The organism is Exiguobacterium sp. s50, assembly GCF_018618175.1.
Taxonomy (GTDB): Bacteria; Bacillota; Bacilli; order Exiguobacteriales; family Exiguobacteriaceae; genus Exiguobacterium; species Exiguobacterium chiriqhucha.
Map to the genome: position 1 here is coordinate 277,099 of NZ_JACSLP010000002.1, position 14,812 is coordinate 291,910.

13 protein-coding genes are annotated in these 14,812 nt (G+C 52.2%); 11 read left to right on the plus strand and 2 right to left on the minus strand.

What is annotated here, in order from left to right:
- Positions 1 to 8: 8 nt before the first annotated feature.
- The 10 genes from atpA (at position 9) to KNP68_RS03850 (ending at position 9,999) form a co-directional block, all read left to right on the plus strand.
- On the plus strand, positions 9 to 1,517 hold the full coding sequence (atpA, locus tag KNP68_RS03805) for a F0F1 ATP synthase subunit alpha (RefSeq protein ID WP_029594689.1): 1,509 nt from the start codon (positions 9 to 11) through the stop codon (positions 1,515 to 1,517).
- Between the two features lie 36 nt (positions 1,518 to 1,553).
- Positions 1,554 to 2,411 carry an ATP synthase F1 subunit gamma gene (gene atpG, locus KNP68_RS03810; RefSeq protein ID WP_021066139.1) on the plus strand — a complete coding sequence of 286 codons (858 nt, stop codon included), beginning with the start codon at positions 1,554 to 1,556 and terminating at the stop codon, positions 2,409 to 2,411.
- Positions 2,412 to 2,445: 34 nt separating this feature from the next.
- The gene (gene atpD / locus KNP68_RS03815) at positions 2,446 to 3,864 is read left to right on the plus strand and encodes a F0F1 ATP synthase subunit beta (RefSeq protein ID WP_021066140.1); all 1,419 of its coding nucleotides are present in this window, start codon (positions 2,446 to 2,448) and stop codon (positions 3,862 to 3,864) included.
- Between the two features lie 28 nt (positions 3,865 to 3,892).
- Positions 3,893 to 4,303 (plus strand): F0F1 ATP synthase subunit epsilon, encoded by a 411-nt coding sequence (locus KNP68_RS03820; RefSeq protein WP_021066141.1) that lies wholly within the window; start codon positions 3,893 to 3,895, stop codon positions 4,301 to 4,303.
- 173 nt (positions 4,304 to 4,476) lie between these two features.
- Positions 4,477 to 5,673, plus strand: coding sequence for an EAL and HDOD domain-containing protein (locus KNP68_RS03825; RefSeq protein ID WP_029594690.1), 1,197 nt, complete (start codon positions 4,477 to 4,479; stop codon positions 5,671 to 5,673).
- A gap of 198 nt (positions 5,674 to 5,871) precedes the next feature.
- Positions 5,872 to 6,090, plus strand: coding sequence for a DUF1146 family protein (locus KNP68_RS03830; protein ID WP_021066143.1), 219 nt, complete (start codon positions 5,872 to 5,874; stop codon positions 6,088 to 6,090).
- A 244-nt stretch (positions 6,091 to 6,334) separates the two neighbouring features.
- Positions 6,335 to 7,636, plus strand: coding sequence for a UDP-N-acetylglucosamine 1-carboxyvinyltransferase (gene murA, locus KNP68_RS03835; RefSeq protein ID WP_029594691.1), 1,302 nt, complete (start codon positions 6,335 to 6,337; stop codon positions 7,634 to 7,636).
- 77 nt (positions 7,637 to 7,713) lie between these two features.
- On the plus strand, positions 7,714 to 8,700 hold the full coding sequence (mreB, locus tag KNP68_RS03840) for a rod shape-determining protein (RefSeq protein ID WP_021066145.1): 987 nt from the start codon (positions 7,714 to 7,716) through the stop codon (positions 8,698 to 8,700).
- A 102-nt stretch (positions 8,701 to 8,802) separates the two neighbouring features.
- On the plus strand, positions 8,803 to 9,237 hold the full coding sequence (locus tag KNP68_RS03845) for a DUF4275 family protein (RefSeq protein WP_051627671.1): 435 nt from the start codon (positions 8,803 to 8,805) through the stop codon (positions 9,235 to 9,237).
- Positions 9,238 to 9,999, plus strand: a complete 762-nt coding sequence (locus KNP68_RS03850; protein ID WP_029594693.1) for an SDR family oxidoreductase — start codon at positions 9,238 to 9,240, stop codon at positions 9,997 to 9,999.
- Positions 10,000 to 10,034: 35 nt separating this feature from the next.
- On the opposite strand, the gene KNP68_RS03855 is transcribed toward KNP68_RS03850, so the two are convergent.
- Both KNP68_RS03855 and KNP68_RS03860 read right to left on the minus strand, forming a co-directional pair.
- Entirely contained in the window at positions 10,035 to 10,814 is a 780-nt protein-coding gene (locus KNP68_RS03855) for a response regulator (protein ID WP_029594694.1), read from the minus strand.
- The gene (locus KNP68_RS03860; RefSeq protein WP_029594695.1) at positions 10,795 to 12,606 is read right to left on the minus strand and encodes a sensor histidine kinase; all 1,812 of its coding nucleotides are present in this window, start codon (positions 12,604 to 12,606) and stop codon (positions 10,795 to 10,797) included. Before KNP68_RS03860 ends, KNP68_RS03855 begins: the two co-directional genes overlap by 20 nt.
- Before the next feature lie 181 nt (positions 12,607 to 12,787).
- On the opposite strand from KNP68_RS03860, the gene KNP68_RS03865 reads away from it, so the two are divergent.
- Positions 12,788 to 14,719 carry a sensor histidine kinase gene (locus tag KNP68_RS03865; protein ID WP_131471425.1) on the plus strand — a complete coding sequence of 644 codons (1,932 nt, stop codon included), beginning with the start codon at positions 12,788 to 12,790 and terminating at the stop codon, positions 14,717 to 14,719.
- The last annotated feature ends 93 nt before the right edge of the window (positions 14,720 to 14,812 follow it).

Here is a 14,812-nt window from a genome sequence, read left to right on the forward strand (position 1 = left end):
TGAATTCAATGACGATCAAAGCTGAAGAAATCAGCGCCCTGCTAAAAGAGCGGATCGCTTCGTACGGTTCTGAAATCGAAGTCAGTGAGACAGGTACAGTCATTCAAGTAGGTGACGGTATCGCTCGTGCATACGGACTCGATAACGTTATGGCGGGGGAACTCGTAGAGTTCTCTAACGGCGTAATGGGCTTGGCGCAAAACTTAGAAGAAGGTAACGTCGGGATTATCATCCTTGGCGACTACAAAGGCATCAAAGAAGGCGACTCGGTAAAACGTACGGGCCGCATCATGGAAGTTCCAGTCGGTGAAGCGCTCCTCGGACGCGTCGTCAACCCGCTCGGACAACCAATCGACGGTCTCGGACCGATCGTGACGGACACATACAACCCGATCGAGCGTAAAGCTTACGGCGTTATGGCCCGTAAGTCAGTTCACGAACCGCTCCAAACTGGGATTAAGGCGATTGACGCCCTCGTACCAATCGGTCGCGGTCAGCGTGAGCTCATCATCGGTGACCGTCAAACTGGTAAGACTTCGATCGCAATCGACGCGATCATCAACCAAAAAGAAGAAAACATGGTCTGTATCTACGTCGCAATCGGTCAGAAAGAATCGACTGTCCGTGGCGTAGTTGAGACGCTCCGTCAAAACGGCGCCCTCGATTACACGATCGTTGTTTCGGCATCGGCTTCACAGCCAGCCCCACTTCTTTACCTCGCACCATTCGCTGGGGTATCGATGGGTGAGTACTTCATGGACCGCGGACAACACGTCCTCGTCGTGTATGATGACCTCTCGAAACAAGCGGCAGCTTATCGTGAGCTCTCGCTTCTTCTCCGTCGTCCTCCAGGCCGCGAAGCCTACCCAGGGGATGTCTTCTACCTCCACTCACGCCTTCTTGAGCGTGCGGCGAAGTTGAACGACGAACTCGGCGGCGGTTCATTGACAGCACTTCCGTTCATCGAGACACAAGCGTCGGATATCTCGGCTTACATCCCGACGAACGTAATCTCGATCACAGACGGTCAAATCTTCCTTCAGTCGGACCTCTTCTTCTCAGGGGTACGTCCTGCGATCAACGCCGGTCTCTCGGTATCGCGTGTTGGTGGTTCGGCTCAAGTGAAAGCGATGAAGAAAGTTGCGGGTACGCTCCGTCTTGACCTCGCGTCATACCGTGAGCTCGAAGCGTTCGCCCAGTTCGGGTCGGACCTCGACAAAGCGACACAAGCGAAGCTCAACCGTGGACAACGGACTGTTGAAGTCTTGAAACAAGACTTGAACGCACCGCTTTCGGTCGACAAGCAAGTAATCATCATCTACGCTCTCACGAAAGGTCATCTCGATGACGTCCCAGTCGAAGACATCCGTCGTTTCGAAAAAGAAATGAACGCATGGCTCGACCAAAACCGTGCGGACCTCTGCCGTGAAATCCGTCAAACAGGAAACCTTCCTGCTGACGAGGCGATGGTCGATGCACTTACGGAATTCAAAAAGACGTTCTCGCCATCGGTTTAATCCGGTGACGAGCGTCTATTAAGGTGGTGAATCGAAATGGCATCATTACGTGAGATCCAGATGCGGATCACCTCGACCCAAAGCACGAAGCAAATCACGAAAGCGATGAACATGGTGTCGGCCTCGAAATTGAACCGCGCTCAAGGGAGCAACGCCAACTTCAAGCCGTACATGACCAAGTTGCAGGAAGTCATCTCGTCGATTGCCGGCGGTACTTCAGGCGCAACACACCCGATGCTTCAAGTCCGTCCCGTTAAACGGACCGGCTATATCGTCATCACGTCAGACCGCGGACTTGCTGGTGGATACAACGCCAGCGTCCTTCGTGACGTGTATCGCGAGTTGAAAGCCAAACACGGTTCAACAGACGAATACCGTCTGTACGTGATCGGGAAGGTCGGCGTTCAGTTCTTCAAGGCCCGTAACATTCCGGTGTACAGTGCCATGACAGGACTCAACGACCAGCCATCATTCGTTGAAGTCGCAGAGATCGTCAAACAGACGGTCGGCGCGTTCAGTGAAGGCGAGATCGATGAATTGAAGCTTTGCTACAACTCATTCATCTCTGTCATCAGCCAAGAAGTGAAGATCGATCGATTGCTTCCGCTTGGGAATATCGAACAGACCGCATCTAATGTGATGTATGAATACGAACCAGAAGAAGAAACGATCTTAGCAGCGCTTCTTCCGCGTTACGCGGAAGGACTCATCTACGGCGCGCTCCTCGATGCGAAAGTATCGGAGCACGCGGCTCGGATGACGGCGATGTCGAACGCGACGGACAACGCGGATGAACTTATCCGTGGACTCAAGCTCAAGTTCAACCGCGCGCGTCAAGCGGCGATCACACAAGAAATCACAGAGATTGTCGGAGGTGCGGCTGCGCTTGAATAAGCGCACGCCCTCTAGATTGTAGGAGGCTAACACGATGAACGAATACGGCATGAAAGGCCGCGTAGTCGCAGTCATGGGCCCAGTTATCGACGTTAAGTTCGACAACCACTTACCGAACATCTACAACGCCCTCAAAGTCACGCATGTGGCTGAATCGGCGCAAGATGTCAGTGTCGACTTGACGCTCGAGGTGGCGATTCACCTTGGGGATGACACGGTCCGTACGATTGCGATGGACTCAACGGACGGCGTTCGCCGCGGCATGGAAGTACTTGACTTAGGTTCACCGATTTCAGTACCGGTCGGAGAAGAGACGCTCGGTCGTGTCTTCAACGTACTTGGTAACCCGATTGACGATAAAGAAGTATCACCGACTGTCCGTCGGTCACCGATCCACCGTCTCGCACCGACGTTCGATGAGTTGTCGACAAAAGTTGAGATCTTGGAAACAGGAATCAAAGTCGTCGACCTTCTCGCACCATACATCAAAGGTGGTAAAATCGGCCTCTTCGGTGGTGCCGGTGTAGGTAAAACCGTTCTCATTCAGGAACTCATCAACAACATCGCGCAAGAGCACAGCGGGATTTCTGTATTTGCAGGAGTCGGTGAGCGTACGCGTGAAGGAAATGACTTGTTCCACGAGATGACGGACTCAGGCGTTATCAAGCAAACGGCGATGGTCTTCGGTCAGATGAACGAGCCGCCGGGCGCGCGTCTTCGCGTAGCCTTGACGGGTCTTACAATGGCAGAATACTTCCGCGATGAGCAAGGACAAGACGTTCTTCTCTTCGTCGATAACATTTTCCGTTTCACACAGGCAGGTTCGGAAGTATCGGCCCTTCTCGGTCGGATGCCATCTGCCGTAGGTTACCAACCGACACTCGCGACGGAAATGGGTATGCTTCAAGAGCGGATCACGTCAACAGCTAAAGGATCGGTTACATCGATTCAAGCCGTATACGTACCAGCCGATGACTATACTGACCCGGCTCCAGCGACAACGTTCGCTCACCTTGATGCAACGACTAACTTGGAGCGTCGTCTTTCGGAGATGGGGATCTACCCAGCCGTTGACCCGCTCGCATCGACTTCACGTGCCCTCTCGCCTGACATCGTCGGACCAGAGCACTACGAAGTAGCCCGTAACGTCCAGCAGACGCTTCAGCGTTACAAAGAGCTTCAAGATATCATTGCAATCCTCGGTATGGACGAGTTGTCTGAAGACGATAAGCTCACGGTTCACCGTGCCCGTCGTATTCAGTTCTTCTTGTCACAAAACTTCCACGTGGCTGAGCAGTTCACAGGCCAAAAAGGTTCGTACGTACCAGTTAAAGAGACAGTTCGCGGCTTCAAAGAGATCCTCGATGGTAAACACGACGATCTTCCAGAAGATGCATTCCGTCTCGTTGGTCCAATCGAAGACGTCATCGAAAAAGCGAAGACGTTGGTCTAAGACCTACACGGAAGGGGGAAACTAGACGATGAATACTCTTCACGTCAACGTCGTCACCCCGGATGGTGCAGCCTATGAGGGCGAGGCACGGATGGTCGTCGCCAAATCGGTGACCGGTGAACTCGGTATCTTACCGAAACACATCCCGATGGTGACACCGCTCGATATCTCAGTTCTCAAACTGCGCCACGAAGATGGTGGACGCACGCTGATCGCACTCAGCGGCGGTTTCATGGAAGTTCGTCCCGACACGGTGACGATCTTAGCTGAAACAGCCGAAATGGCGGATAAAATCGACTACGACCGCGCTTCTGCGGCGAAAGTTCGTGCCGAGCGTCGTCTTCAAGACACGAAGCTCTCGGACCTCGAATTCCGTCGTGCGGAGCTCGCGCTCAAAAAAGCGATTAACCGTTTGAGCATTCGCGATATCAAAGAATAACCGACATCTCTCCTGCAGCCGCAGGGGAGATTTTTTTGTGGATGGACCGAATGAATCACGTTCCTTCTATATATATAGGTCCAAAGCATCAAAAGTTTTACGCCCAAATAGTGGAAGACAGACATCTCTTATCCGATAATATAGGTGGGAACTACGGTAAAGGAGACAATGGGATGAAAGTTTATGTTGCGCGCCAACCGATCTTTGATCAAAAATTACGCGTCTGTGGCTATGAACTGTTATATCGCCGCAGCGAGAAAAATATATTTGAACATGTCGATGACGCACTTGCGACCGCCGACGTGATTCATAACGCCTATCTCGTCTTCAACTTTCGGGAGTTGACGGAAGGGACGAGAGCGTTCATTAACTTTCCGCAAAACTTGATTGAGAGCGAGGTACCGGCTTTATTGCCGCGGCAGACGCTCGTCGTCGAGGTGCTCGAGCATGTCGAACCGACGGAGAAAGTCTTGGCGGCGTTACGTTCGTTACGTCGGAAAGGCTATACGATCGCCCTCGACGACTTCGTGTTCGAAGAGAAGTATCGGCCACTCATCGGACTCGCCGATATCATCAAAATCGACTACCAGGCGACACCGATCGACCAACAGAAGCGGCTCATCGACGCCCTCGGCCATCGCGTCGAATTTCTAGCGGAGAAAATCGAGACACCGTTCGAATATGAGATTGCCAAGAAGCTCGGCTATCACATGTTCCAAGGCTACTTCTTCAGTCGGCCGACGGTCGTCCACGGTGCCGAGGTCCATCCGCTCCGGCATACGCTCGTCGAAGTGCTGAAGGAACTCGATAAGCCGGAACCGGACTTCCGACGCATCGCCAGCCAAATCGAACGAAGCGTCGACTTGTCGTATAAAATGTTACGCTCGGTCAACACGGTTTATCAAAAGGGACGTCACACGATTCAATCGATTGAACAGGCCGTCGCGCGCATCGGGCTCGATGAGATGCGGCGTTGGTCCTACTTGATGTTGTTGCGTGAGTTGCAGACATCCGAATCGAAAGAATTGATTAAACAGAGTGTCATCCGCGGCAAGATGATGGAACTGATCGCGGCCGAGACGCTGCCGCACGTGACGGCGTTCGACGCGTTCATCACGGGTATCTTCTCGTCGCTTGACGTCATCTTGGACGAGACGATGCATACGCTCGTCTCGGAGCTTCCGGTCGAACCCGTCGTCAAAGCGGCGCTTCTCGGGGAAGACAACGAGTTGCGCGGTTTGCTCAATACGGTGCTCGCCTATGAGCGGTTGACGGTCGACGTCGATGAGACGATGCCGGACTTGTCTCGATACTACGTCGAAGCCATCCGTTGGAGCCAAACTTATGATGCTGAAGTGAATAATGTTTGAAATGTTGAAGGGACGTCAATTACTGTACTAAGGCCATGCGCCGATTGACGTTCCTTTTTGTATGCGGTTTATGGAGAGAAAGCGAGTTGATCGGATGAACCCATTCCACCACTCACTTAAACGCTAAGTCTTTTTTTCTCTGACGTGACATGCTATGATTAAAAATGGTACGAATTTTTGAAAAGAGGGGAATCGTCGATGTTGAACACCGTGTTATCGCTCGTCATTTACGTCGTAGCGATCTACGTCGCTTGGTGGGCACTCATGCCGGTCAAATGGGACCGCCTGCTCAATCAAGTGAGGAGTCCGCAAGCAGCAGTCTTGCGTGTCCTCGTGGCCGTCGTCTTCGGTTCACTGATCGCCCAGTTCTTTTTGGAGTATATCCGATTGGCCCAGGCGCTCGCACCATTACAGTAGGCAGGGAAACGATTACTAAACTGTAATCCTGCTGTAACGTTTCTTATATGTTTATCGTGTAGGATAAATTCGTCTGACATGACGAATTTTTCATCAGAATTTTATGAGTGCTTTTATTATTATTTTTCTCTCTGATGAAGCGTCACGTGTTACAAACCATCGTAGTAATCGACATAACCACATCCGGTAGAGGATATCGACGTATAAAACAAAAAAACAACGAAGTTGGAGGACAAAGAGAGATATGAAGGATTTGATTGTAGTCCGTGGAGGACGTAAATTGTCAGGTACTGTGCGTGTTGAAGGAGCTAAAAACGCCGTACTCAAAACATTGGTTGCCACTCTTTTAGCAAGCGAAGGAAAGTCGGTACTTCAAAACGTGCCACGCCTCGCTGATGTGTACACGATTAACAAAGTACTTCGCCACCTTGGTGCAGAGGTTGCGTTTGACGAAGCAAATAACGAAGTCACTGTCGATGCGTCGGGCACAATCAAAGACGAGGCGCCGCTTGAGTACGTCCGCAAGATGCGTGCCTCGATCCTTGTCATGGGTCCTCTCCTTGCTCGTCTTGGGCATGCGCGTGTCGCAATGCCAGGCGGTTGCTCGATCGGGTCACGTCCGATTGACCTCCACTTAAAAGGCTTCGAGGCAATGGGCGCGAAGACGGTCATCGGCAACGGTTTCGTCGAAGCTTCGGTCGACGGTCGCTTGAAAGGTGCGAAGATCTACTTGGACTTCCCATCTGTCGGCGCGACAGAGAACATCATGATGGCGGCAGTCCTTGCTGAAGGAACAACGGTCATCGAAAACGTCGCCAAAGAACCTGAAATCGTCGACCTTGCCAACTTCTTGAACGGTATGGGCGCACACGTCCGCGGTGCCGGTACAGAAACGATTCGAATCGAAGGCGTGGAGAAACTCCATGGTGCCGAGCATTCAATCATCCCTGACCGCATCGAAGCCGGTACGTTCCTCGTTGCTGGAGCGATCACAGGTGGCGACATCGAAGTCATCGGCGCTGAGCGCGAGCACCTTCGCCCACTCATCTCGAAGATGGAAGAAATGGGCGTCAAGTTCGAGGATACGTCAGAAGGCATGCGTGTCATCGCACCGGATGTGTTGAAGCCGGTCGACGTGAAGACGATGCCACACCCTGGTTTCCCGACTGACATCCAAGCACAAATGATGGCGCTCGTCTTGAAAGCTGGCGGCACATCGGTCATCACCGAAACAGTGTTCGAGAACCGCTTCATGCACGTCGAAGAATTCCGCCGCATGAACGCAGACATTAAAATCGAAGGACGCTCGGCAATCATCAAAGGCGGCGTTCGCCTCCAAGGTGCTGAAGTCGTCTCGACTGACCTTCGTGCCGGAGCAGCCCTCGTCCTCGCGGGACTCATCGCGGACGAAGAGACACGCGTTGGCGATCTCTACCACATCGACCGTGGCTACGTCGACTTCCACAAGAAATTGCAAGCGCTTGGTGCTGACATCGAGCGAATCCAAGGGAACGTCGAAGTTGCCGAAGAAATGGTCAAGAACTAATTAATAGACTCATAGGAGCGAGGAGAGACTCTTCTCGCTCTTTTCAATGAAGTAACGAACGGAGGAACCTACACACCATGTTTTCAAAAGATATCGGGATTGATTTAGGAACAGCAAACGTCGTCATCCACGTCAAAGGTCGAGGCATCGTCCTCGACGAGCCATCCGTCGTTGCCATCAAGCGTTCGACAGGGAAAGTACTCGCTGTCGGAACGGAAGCGTATCAGATGGTCGGACGTACGCCAGGTGACATCGTCGCCATCCGTCCACTCCGTGATGGGGTCATCGCTGACTTCGCGACAACCGAAGAGATGCTTCGCCATTTCGTCGAGAAGATCCAAGTCCGCGGTTTCTTTGGCGGCATCCGCATGCTCATCTGTACACCGGCAAACGTGACACCGGTTGAAGCGAAAGCGATCCGTGAGGCGGCCGAGAAGGCCGGCGCGAAAGAAGTCTTCCTCGCCGTAGAACCGAAGGCAGCAGCCGTCGGTTCAGGCATGGACATCTGGAAGCCGGTCGGTCATATGATTGTCGACATCGGTGGCGGGACGACAGACGTTGCCATCCTCTCGATGGGCGATATCGTCTGCGGCGAAACGATTAAAATCGCCGGGGATCGGTTCGATACGGACATCCTCCGCGCCATCAAAGACAAGCATAAGCTCGTCATCGGTGAGCGGACGGCCGAGCAAATCAAGAAAGAGATTGCGACGGTCTTCCCAGGCGGACGTAACGAGACGATGGATATCCGAGGTCGTGACATGGTGCGTGGGCTTCCGCGTACGGTAACCATCACGTCGGAAGAACTCCGTGAAGCGATGGCTGAATCGGCAAATGAGATCGTCGAAGCAACGAAGCGCGTCCTCGAACAGACGCCTCCGGAACTTGCGGCCGATATCATCGACCGCGGCATCATCATGACAGGTGGCGGCTCGCTCCTCCACGGGATCGACCAGCTCGTCGCCGAGCGTGTCGGATTGCCGGTCATGATTGCCGAAGAGCCGACGCTCAGCGTCGCGCATGGCACGGGCATCATGCTCGAGCACTTGGATCGTTTGAAGTAAGATCATCTAAAGGCACGACGTCAGTAGGCGTCGTGCTTTTTTTGCGTTCAACACTGTCTGAATTTCCTGGAAATGGATAGAATAAGAGAGGGAGGGCTGCAGATGAATCCATTGATTGAGCGATTGACGGCGAAAGGAGTCGAGGTCACGGAGGTTGAAGACCGAGGTGAGGAAGCGCGTCAGACATGGGTGGCGCACTTCATACGACCGGAACAGCGGACACGGCTTTCCCCTTATCTATGGGAGGATATCGGGGCAGGGGCTGACGGCTGTCTCGTCGGAACGGCTGCTGAGCATGCGTTCGAACGGGCAGGGAAGTGGAAAGCGATGCTCTTTTTTCAACACTCGAACGATGTGCTCGAACTCGACTTGACGAAAGCACAACCACTTGCCAGGAAAGAGTTGATTGTCGAAACCATGGACTATGCGGACATCTATATCGTCGACCCGGCTTACACGTGGACGTATGTCATTCCGCACGAAGCGGACTGGGGACCGTATTTTCTCACCAAATTAGGGACTAAAGGGGATCATTAAATGACACGACCACTCACACTCATTACCGGCGTCAGTCGGACGCAAGGCATCGGGGCAGCCATCGCGCGAAAACTCGCTACGTCAGGCCATGACTTGTATCTCACGCATTGGAGCCCGTTTGACGGCACGGAAGGCGTCGGAGCGGAACCGGACTTCATCGACGGCTTCGTCGACGAATTACGGGCATCAGGGGCCCGTGTCGCACACGAAGCGTATGATTTGGCGTCTGGAGACGCAGAAGGGCTACTCAACCGCGTCGAAGCGGCGCTCGGTACTCCGAGCCGTCTCATCAACAACGCGACGTATGAACGGCACGTGAGCGTCGATACGTTCACGACCGAGACACTTCGCCGGCATTATCTCGTCAACAATGAAGGGACGCTCGGTCTGACGTTCGCCTTCATCGAGCGATACAAACAGGCTGGGCATACGGACGGACGCATCCTGTTCATGGTGTCCGGGGGAGCAGATGCATCCAACTTGGCTTATATCGCCACGAAAGGCATGTTAATCGCCATCACGCCGGCGCTCGCTAACGGGGCAGGGCAGTACGGAATCTCTGTGAATGCGCTCGACCCGGGCCCGACCGATTCGGGTTGGATTGATGACGGGCTCCGTCAACAACTCGTACCGCTGTTCCCGCATGGACGTGTCGGGACACCCGAAGACACGGCCCGCTATATCGCGTTCCTCATGGGGTCGGACGGGGCCTGGGTCAATGGGCAACATCTTCACGTCGACGGTGGCTTCGTCGGACGCTAAAAAGAGCTTCTCCCAATTCAAGGGAGAAGCTCTTTTTAATGCCATGTATAGTCTTTGTCGACGAAGAGTCGAGTGGACAAATCCGTTTGCGGGAACGGCTTTTCTTTCGCATCTAACCAGTCATGGTAATCGCAAAGACAGACGTCGTCCAAATGGAGCGAGTAGCCGTTGTTGATCGTCTGGACCGAGATACTCAAATCATACTCGGCGAGCGTCTTCTTCAAGCGGTAGACGAGGTTATAGACGTTGTGGAGCGCCCGCTGCGGCTCATCAATCTCTGGATAGAGCGTCTCGGCAATCAGCCATTTATTGACCACTTTATCACGATGGAAAATCAAGTAGGCGAACAGCTCCTCGGTCTTCTGTGTCGGCCATTTGACGAGGTCACCGTCTTGCGTCTTGACCGAGAAGTGGTCGAGACATTGAATCGTACACGTCCGGTGATGCTCGGTCGACATTGTCTCCTTGTATCGTTTCTCGACGCGAGGAATGAGGTCGTGAATCATCTGTTCGGTAATCGGTTTGAGCAGATAGTGCGTCGCTTGCAGGTTGAACGCATCGACCGCGTATTGGCTGTGCGCCGTCGTGAAGACGACTTGAGTCGTCTCGGGCAATCGTTTGGCGAAATCGAGACCGTTCATCTGGGGCATCTCGATATCGAGAAAGACGAGGTCGACTTCCTGGTTTGCTAAAAATTCAAGTGCTTGGAACGGATCGTGGAACGACCCCATCCATTTCAAGTTTGGTTCAGCTTGGATGAGGCGTTCCATCATCCTTAAAATATGGTGCTCATCTTCAATCAAAATCGTGCGCATGTTGCTCGTTCATCCTCTCTCGTTTTGGGAGTCGGATATGCACATGCGTTCCGACCCCTGGTTCAGAATTTAATTTAAATGTGGCATCTGATATGAAGTCGATCCGATTCTTGACATTCGGGATACCAATTCCATTCGATTTTCTCAAGTGCGGTGTCGGATTGAACCCGATGCCGTTGTCGGCAATCCGGATATCGATTGCATCATCTGAGGACTGGATCGACAACATGAGCCGTTTGATACCTGGTTGCTTCATCAACCCATGCTGTACCGCGTTCTCGACGAGCGGTTGCAATAACAGCGGTGGAATCAAGGCGTTGAGGACGGATTCGTCGATATCTTTCGTGATGGTGAACGCATCATTGAAGCGAGTCTGCTCAATCATCAAATACGAGTCGATGACGTCGAGTTCTTGCTTGAGCGAGATATCGTTCTCGGTCCGCCCATTCTCGAAGATGAAGCGGACATATGTGCTCAAATGGCTGAGCAAACGTGCCGCCTCGGTCGGTGCCGTGTAACAGAGCGCAATCACGTTCCCGAACGTGTTGTATAGGAAGTGCGGCTTGATTTGGGCGTTGAAGAACGAAATCTCACTTTGGTTGGCGAACGTCTGCACTTCACGCTTTTTCCGTTTATCCGTCGACAAGTGAATCGGGAGCAACGTGAACATGAGCAGGAAGTAAATGAGCGACATGACGCTCGTATACAGTTCTTGGTTCGGGTGGTCAATCAGAACGTTGATCAACTGGCCGACATAGCCGATGATGAGTGAGATCGTGAACACGAGAAATTCGAACGGATAGCCGTCGTTTTTTCGTTCGAACAGCCAATTGATGTTCAGCCCGGTCCAGAAGAACGTGATGAACAAGACATACACCCAAGGGAATTGGTCGAACGTCGCGTGCGCACCTTCTGGCAGCACCAAGGCGATCAGACTGAACGCATAGAACGGGTAGGACGCGTACTTCAAAAAGTGTCGAAACGGGACGCGTTCGAGACGTAACGCAAAGTTGATTAACATCGCGACACTCAGTAATGCCGTAATCAAATTTAATTTATGGGCCAAAACGTAAGACATCATAGGGACGATTTCGAATACGATCATTTGATCATTCGTCATAAGCGAGACGCTGACGAGGAAAAAGAAAGCAGCCCCATATAAATAGAGCGATTCCTTACGATGGAACAGCCGAACGATTGCGTAGAATGAAAAAATGAGGAGCGAGATGAGGATAATCACGAACTCATAACTGAAGTATTGATTATGATAGGTCATCATATTGCTCGTTGGACCGATGAGCAGGCTATCGGAAATTCCAGTCGAGAGCTCATTCGTCTCAGCCGTTTGAATCGTCAGACGGAACGTCGGGGTATGCGTATCCAGAAGAACGAGGTAGGCATGCCGAAGGTCTTCATCTGTCGATGCGTAGACGGGTGAAACAGCTTCTCCATCAATGAGAAGGTTGACATGTGGGTGGTTACGCGGCACACGCAAAGCGTATTGTCCGGGAGGCAGTGAAATGTCAGCTTCATAAGTAGCCATCTTGTGTGGTGTCACATGCGGGAGTTGTCGATAAGACTCGCGGTCGACTCGCTCGAGCAGGCTCGATTGAAAGCGCCACGTCCCATCGAGACGCATGAGTTGTTCGGTCACACGAGAATCGGTCAAATCGGCCGTTCCTTGTGTGACGGTGACTGAATCGTCAATCGTCTGTCCGCGCGTTAAGGCGAAGCCGCCAACGAGCGCGAAGAAGACCATCAACATGACCAGCCCAATCGATTTAGGGGTCATCTGCATATTCCCTTCGTGGTTTGTGAGTTTTTTGTGAGAAACGAACGATATACTGACACTAATCGTTCACATATTAACGTGACGAATGTTTTCTTATCGTACACGAAACTGACTTTTTTGAATAGCCGAACATACGAAACTATCTAATCCGATTAATCATCGATATGAAAGAAGGCTATATATGAAACGCTGGATTGAACAACGAATTAGCCGCCAAGTCCTCACCGTGTTTTATGTATTGATTGCCTTAATCACGTTGACGTCACTCGGCACATACTTTTATACCCAGCAGGCGATCCGCGAAACCACGGTCGAGCTTGAGCGGATCAGTGAACATCGTTCGCGGGCGACTGATTTGTTCGAGACATGGCAGTCGATGCAATACGAGATGCGCGGCCACGTTTTACTTGGGGAGGATGCATTGCTAGCAGAAGTCAAGCAAGCCCAAGACCGAATCGACGACCAGACGAGCTGGTTTGAACAGAACGCCGAGACGAACGAAGAGACGACGTTCGCGGAAGAGGCGCGTTTGCTCTTTACCATCTATACGACGCGCGTCATGCCTGGTCTCGAACGTTACGTTGTCGCCAAAGCGAACGGAGAGGTCGATGAGCCGTTCTTACAGATGGCAACTGTCGGCCAACTCATGCCGAGCAACGCATCATCGAATCAGACACGATTCAAATTCAATTCGAATAGTGCGGCCGATATGAGTGCGAGCATCGTCGACATGGAATCGGTATTCACGGACTATCGCTCCGAGCTCGACTTTCAAGAGTCGGGTCTCCGGGAAGAACTGTCGGAGCAGCTCGCCAAAGCCCAATGGATGTGGCTACTCATTTTGCTCGGCGCGTTGTTCATCCTCTTTGTTAGCCTACAACCATATATTGTGCGGTTGACGAAACAGCTTGAGGCGCTCATCACGAACAGTGAACGGCTGGCCGTCGATCCGCATGCCACGCTTATTCCAATCAATCCAATGAAAAACGAGGTTGGTCAACTATCGAAATCGTTCACGGAGATGTCGAGCTCGTTGATTCATCAACATACTGAACTTGAGAAAGAGCGCGAGAAGACGGCCCGCATTTTGCATACGATGCGCGACGCGATTGTCTTTGTCGAGGTAGACACAAACCAACGCTTCGCCAACGAGGCGCTGTTCGAACTGTATGAGCAGCCGTTCCCGTTCGGCGACCGTCAGAGCTTGTATCCGATTGACGCGTTTTATGAGCCGTTCATGGACCAAATCGATGATCAGGACGGTCTCAATCGCTTCACACACCGGGCTAAAAACTGTGGAATCTTCGATGAAACGTTTACGTATTCGATGCAAGGGGGAAGACGTATCATACGGATGTACGCCGAACCGATTGAACTGCAGGACGAACGTTTCGGCGTGATGTTTGTGTCGCGGGACATTACGAAAGAGATTGAGATTGACCGCTTGAAGACGGAACTCGTCGCGACGGTCTCACACGAACTTCGTACCCCGCTCACATCCATTCTTGGTTTTACCGAACTGCTTGAACACCGACAGGTCGACGAAGAGAAGCGGAAACGCTACTTGAGTATGATTCATAGCGAGACGACCCGGCTCGAGCGGCTCGTCAGCAATCTGCTCGACGTGCAGAAGATAGAGTCCGGTAACGCGCAGCAAGACTTCAAAGTCGAGAGTTTGTTCGAACTATTGTCCGATATTCTTGAGATTCATGCCGGTTCGACCGAGTTGCATGCGTTCCATTTCGATTGTGATGAAACGATTCGCGTCTCCGGGGACCCGGCGCAACTGCGTCAAGTGTTCTCGAATATCTTGAATAACGCCATTAAATATTCACCCGACGGCGGCAATATAGCCGTCAACGTCTCGTGCGATGACGATGTCATCCGGATCGCCATCGAAGACGAAGGCATGGGTGTGGCACCCGCAGATGCCGAACGACTGTTTGAGAAGTTCTACCGTGTCCAAAACGAACAGAGTCGCAATATTGGAGGCACCGGCCTTGGGCTTGCGATCTGTAAGGAGATTATTGAATCGCACGGCGGGACGATCAGCGTTCGTTCTGAACTTGGGAATGGGACGATTATGACGGTCGAACTCCCGATTGTCGCTTGACGAAAACCACTTCACATTGCGAAGTGGTTTTTTTTAGTTTTTTTTCAAAAAACGGTGAATGAAACATTCATTTGGTACGATATACAGAGTGAA

Coding starts and splice junctions, on each gene's coding strand:
- atpA (WP_029594689.1), top strand. CDS start 9: ATGACGATCAAAGCTGAAGAAATCAGCGCCCTGCTAAAAGAGCGGATC.
- atpG (WP_021066139.1), top strand. CDS start 1,554: ATGGCATCATTACGTGAGATCCAGATGCGGATCACCTCGACCCAAAGC.
- atpD (WP_021066140.1), top strand. CDS start 2,446: ATGAACGAATACGGCATGAAAGGCCGCGTAGTCGCAGTCATGGGCCCA.
- KNP68_RS03820 (WP_021066141.1), top strand. CDS start 3,893: ATGAATACTCTTCACGTCAACGTCGTCACCCCGGATGGTGCAGCCTAT.
- KNP68_RS03825 (WP_029594690.1), top strand. CDS start 4,477: ATGAAAGTTTATGTTGCGCGCCAACCGATCTTTGATCAAAAATTACGC.
- KNP68_RS03830 (WP_021066143.1), top strand. CDS start 5,872: ATGTTGAACACCGTGTTATCGCTCGTCATTTACGTCGTAGCGATCTAC.
- murA (WP_029594691.1), top strand. CDS start 6,335: ATGAAGGATTTGATTGTAGTCCGTGGAGGACGTAAATTGTCAGGTACT.
- mreB (WP_021066145.1), top strand. CDS start 7,714: ATGTTTTCAAAAGATATCGGGATTGATTTAGGAACAGCAAACGTCGTC.
- KNP68_RS03845 (WP_051627671.1), top strand. CDS start 8,803: ATGAATCCATTGATTGAGCGATTGACGGCGAAAGGAGTCGAGGTCACG.
- KNP68_RS03850 (WP_029594693.1), top strand. CDS start 9,238: ATGACACGACCACTCACACTCATTACCGGCGTCAGTCGGACGCAAGGC.
- KNP68_RS03855 (WP_029594694.1), bottom strand. CDS start 10,814: ATGCGCACGATTTTGATTGAAGATGAGCACCATATTTTAAGGATGATG.
- KNP68_RS03860 (WP_029594695.1), bottom strand. CDS start 12,606: ATGACCCCTAAATCGATTGGGCTGGTCATGTTGATGGTCTTCTTCGCG.
- KNP68_RS03865 (WP_131471425.1), top strand. CDS start 12,788: ATGAAACGCTGGATTGAACAACGAATTAGCCGCCAAGTCCTCACCGTG.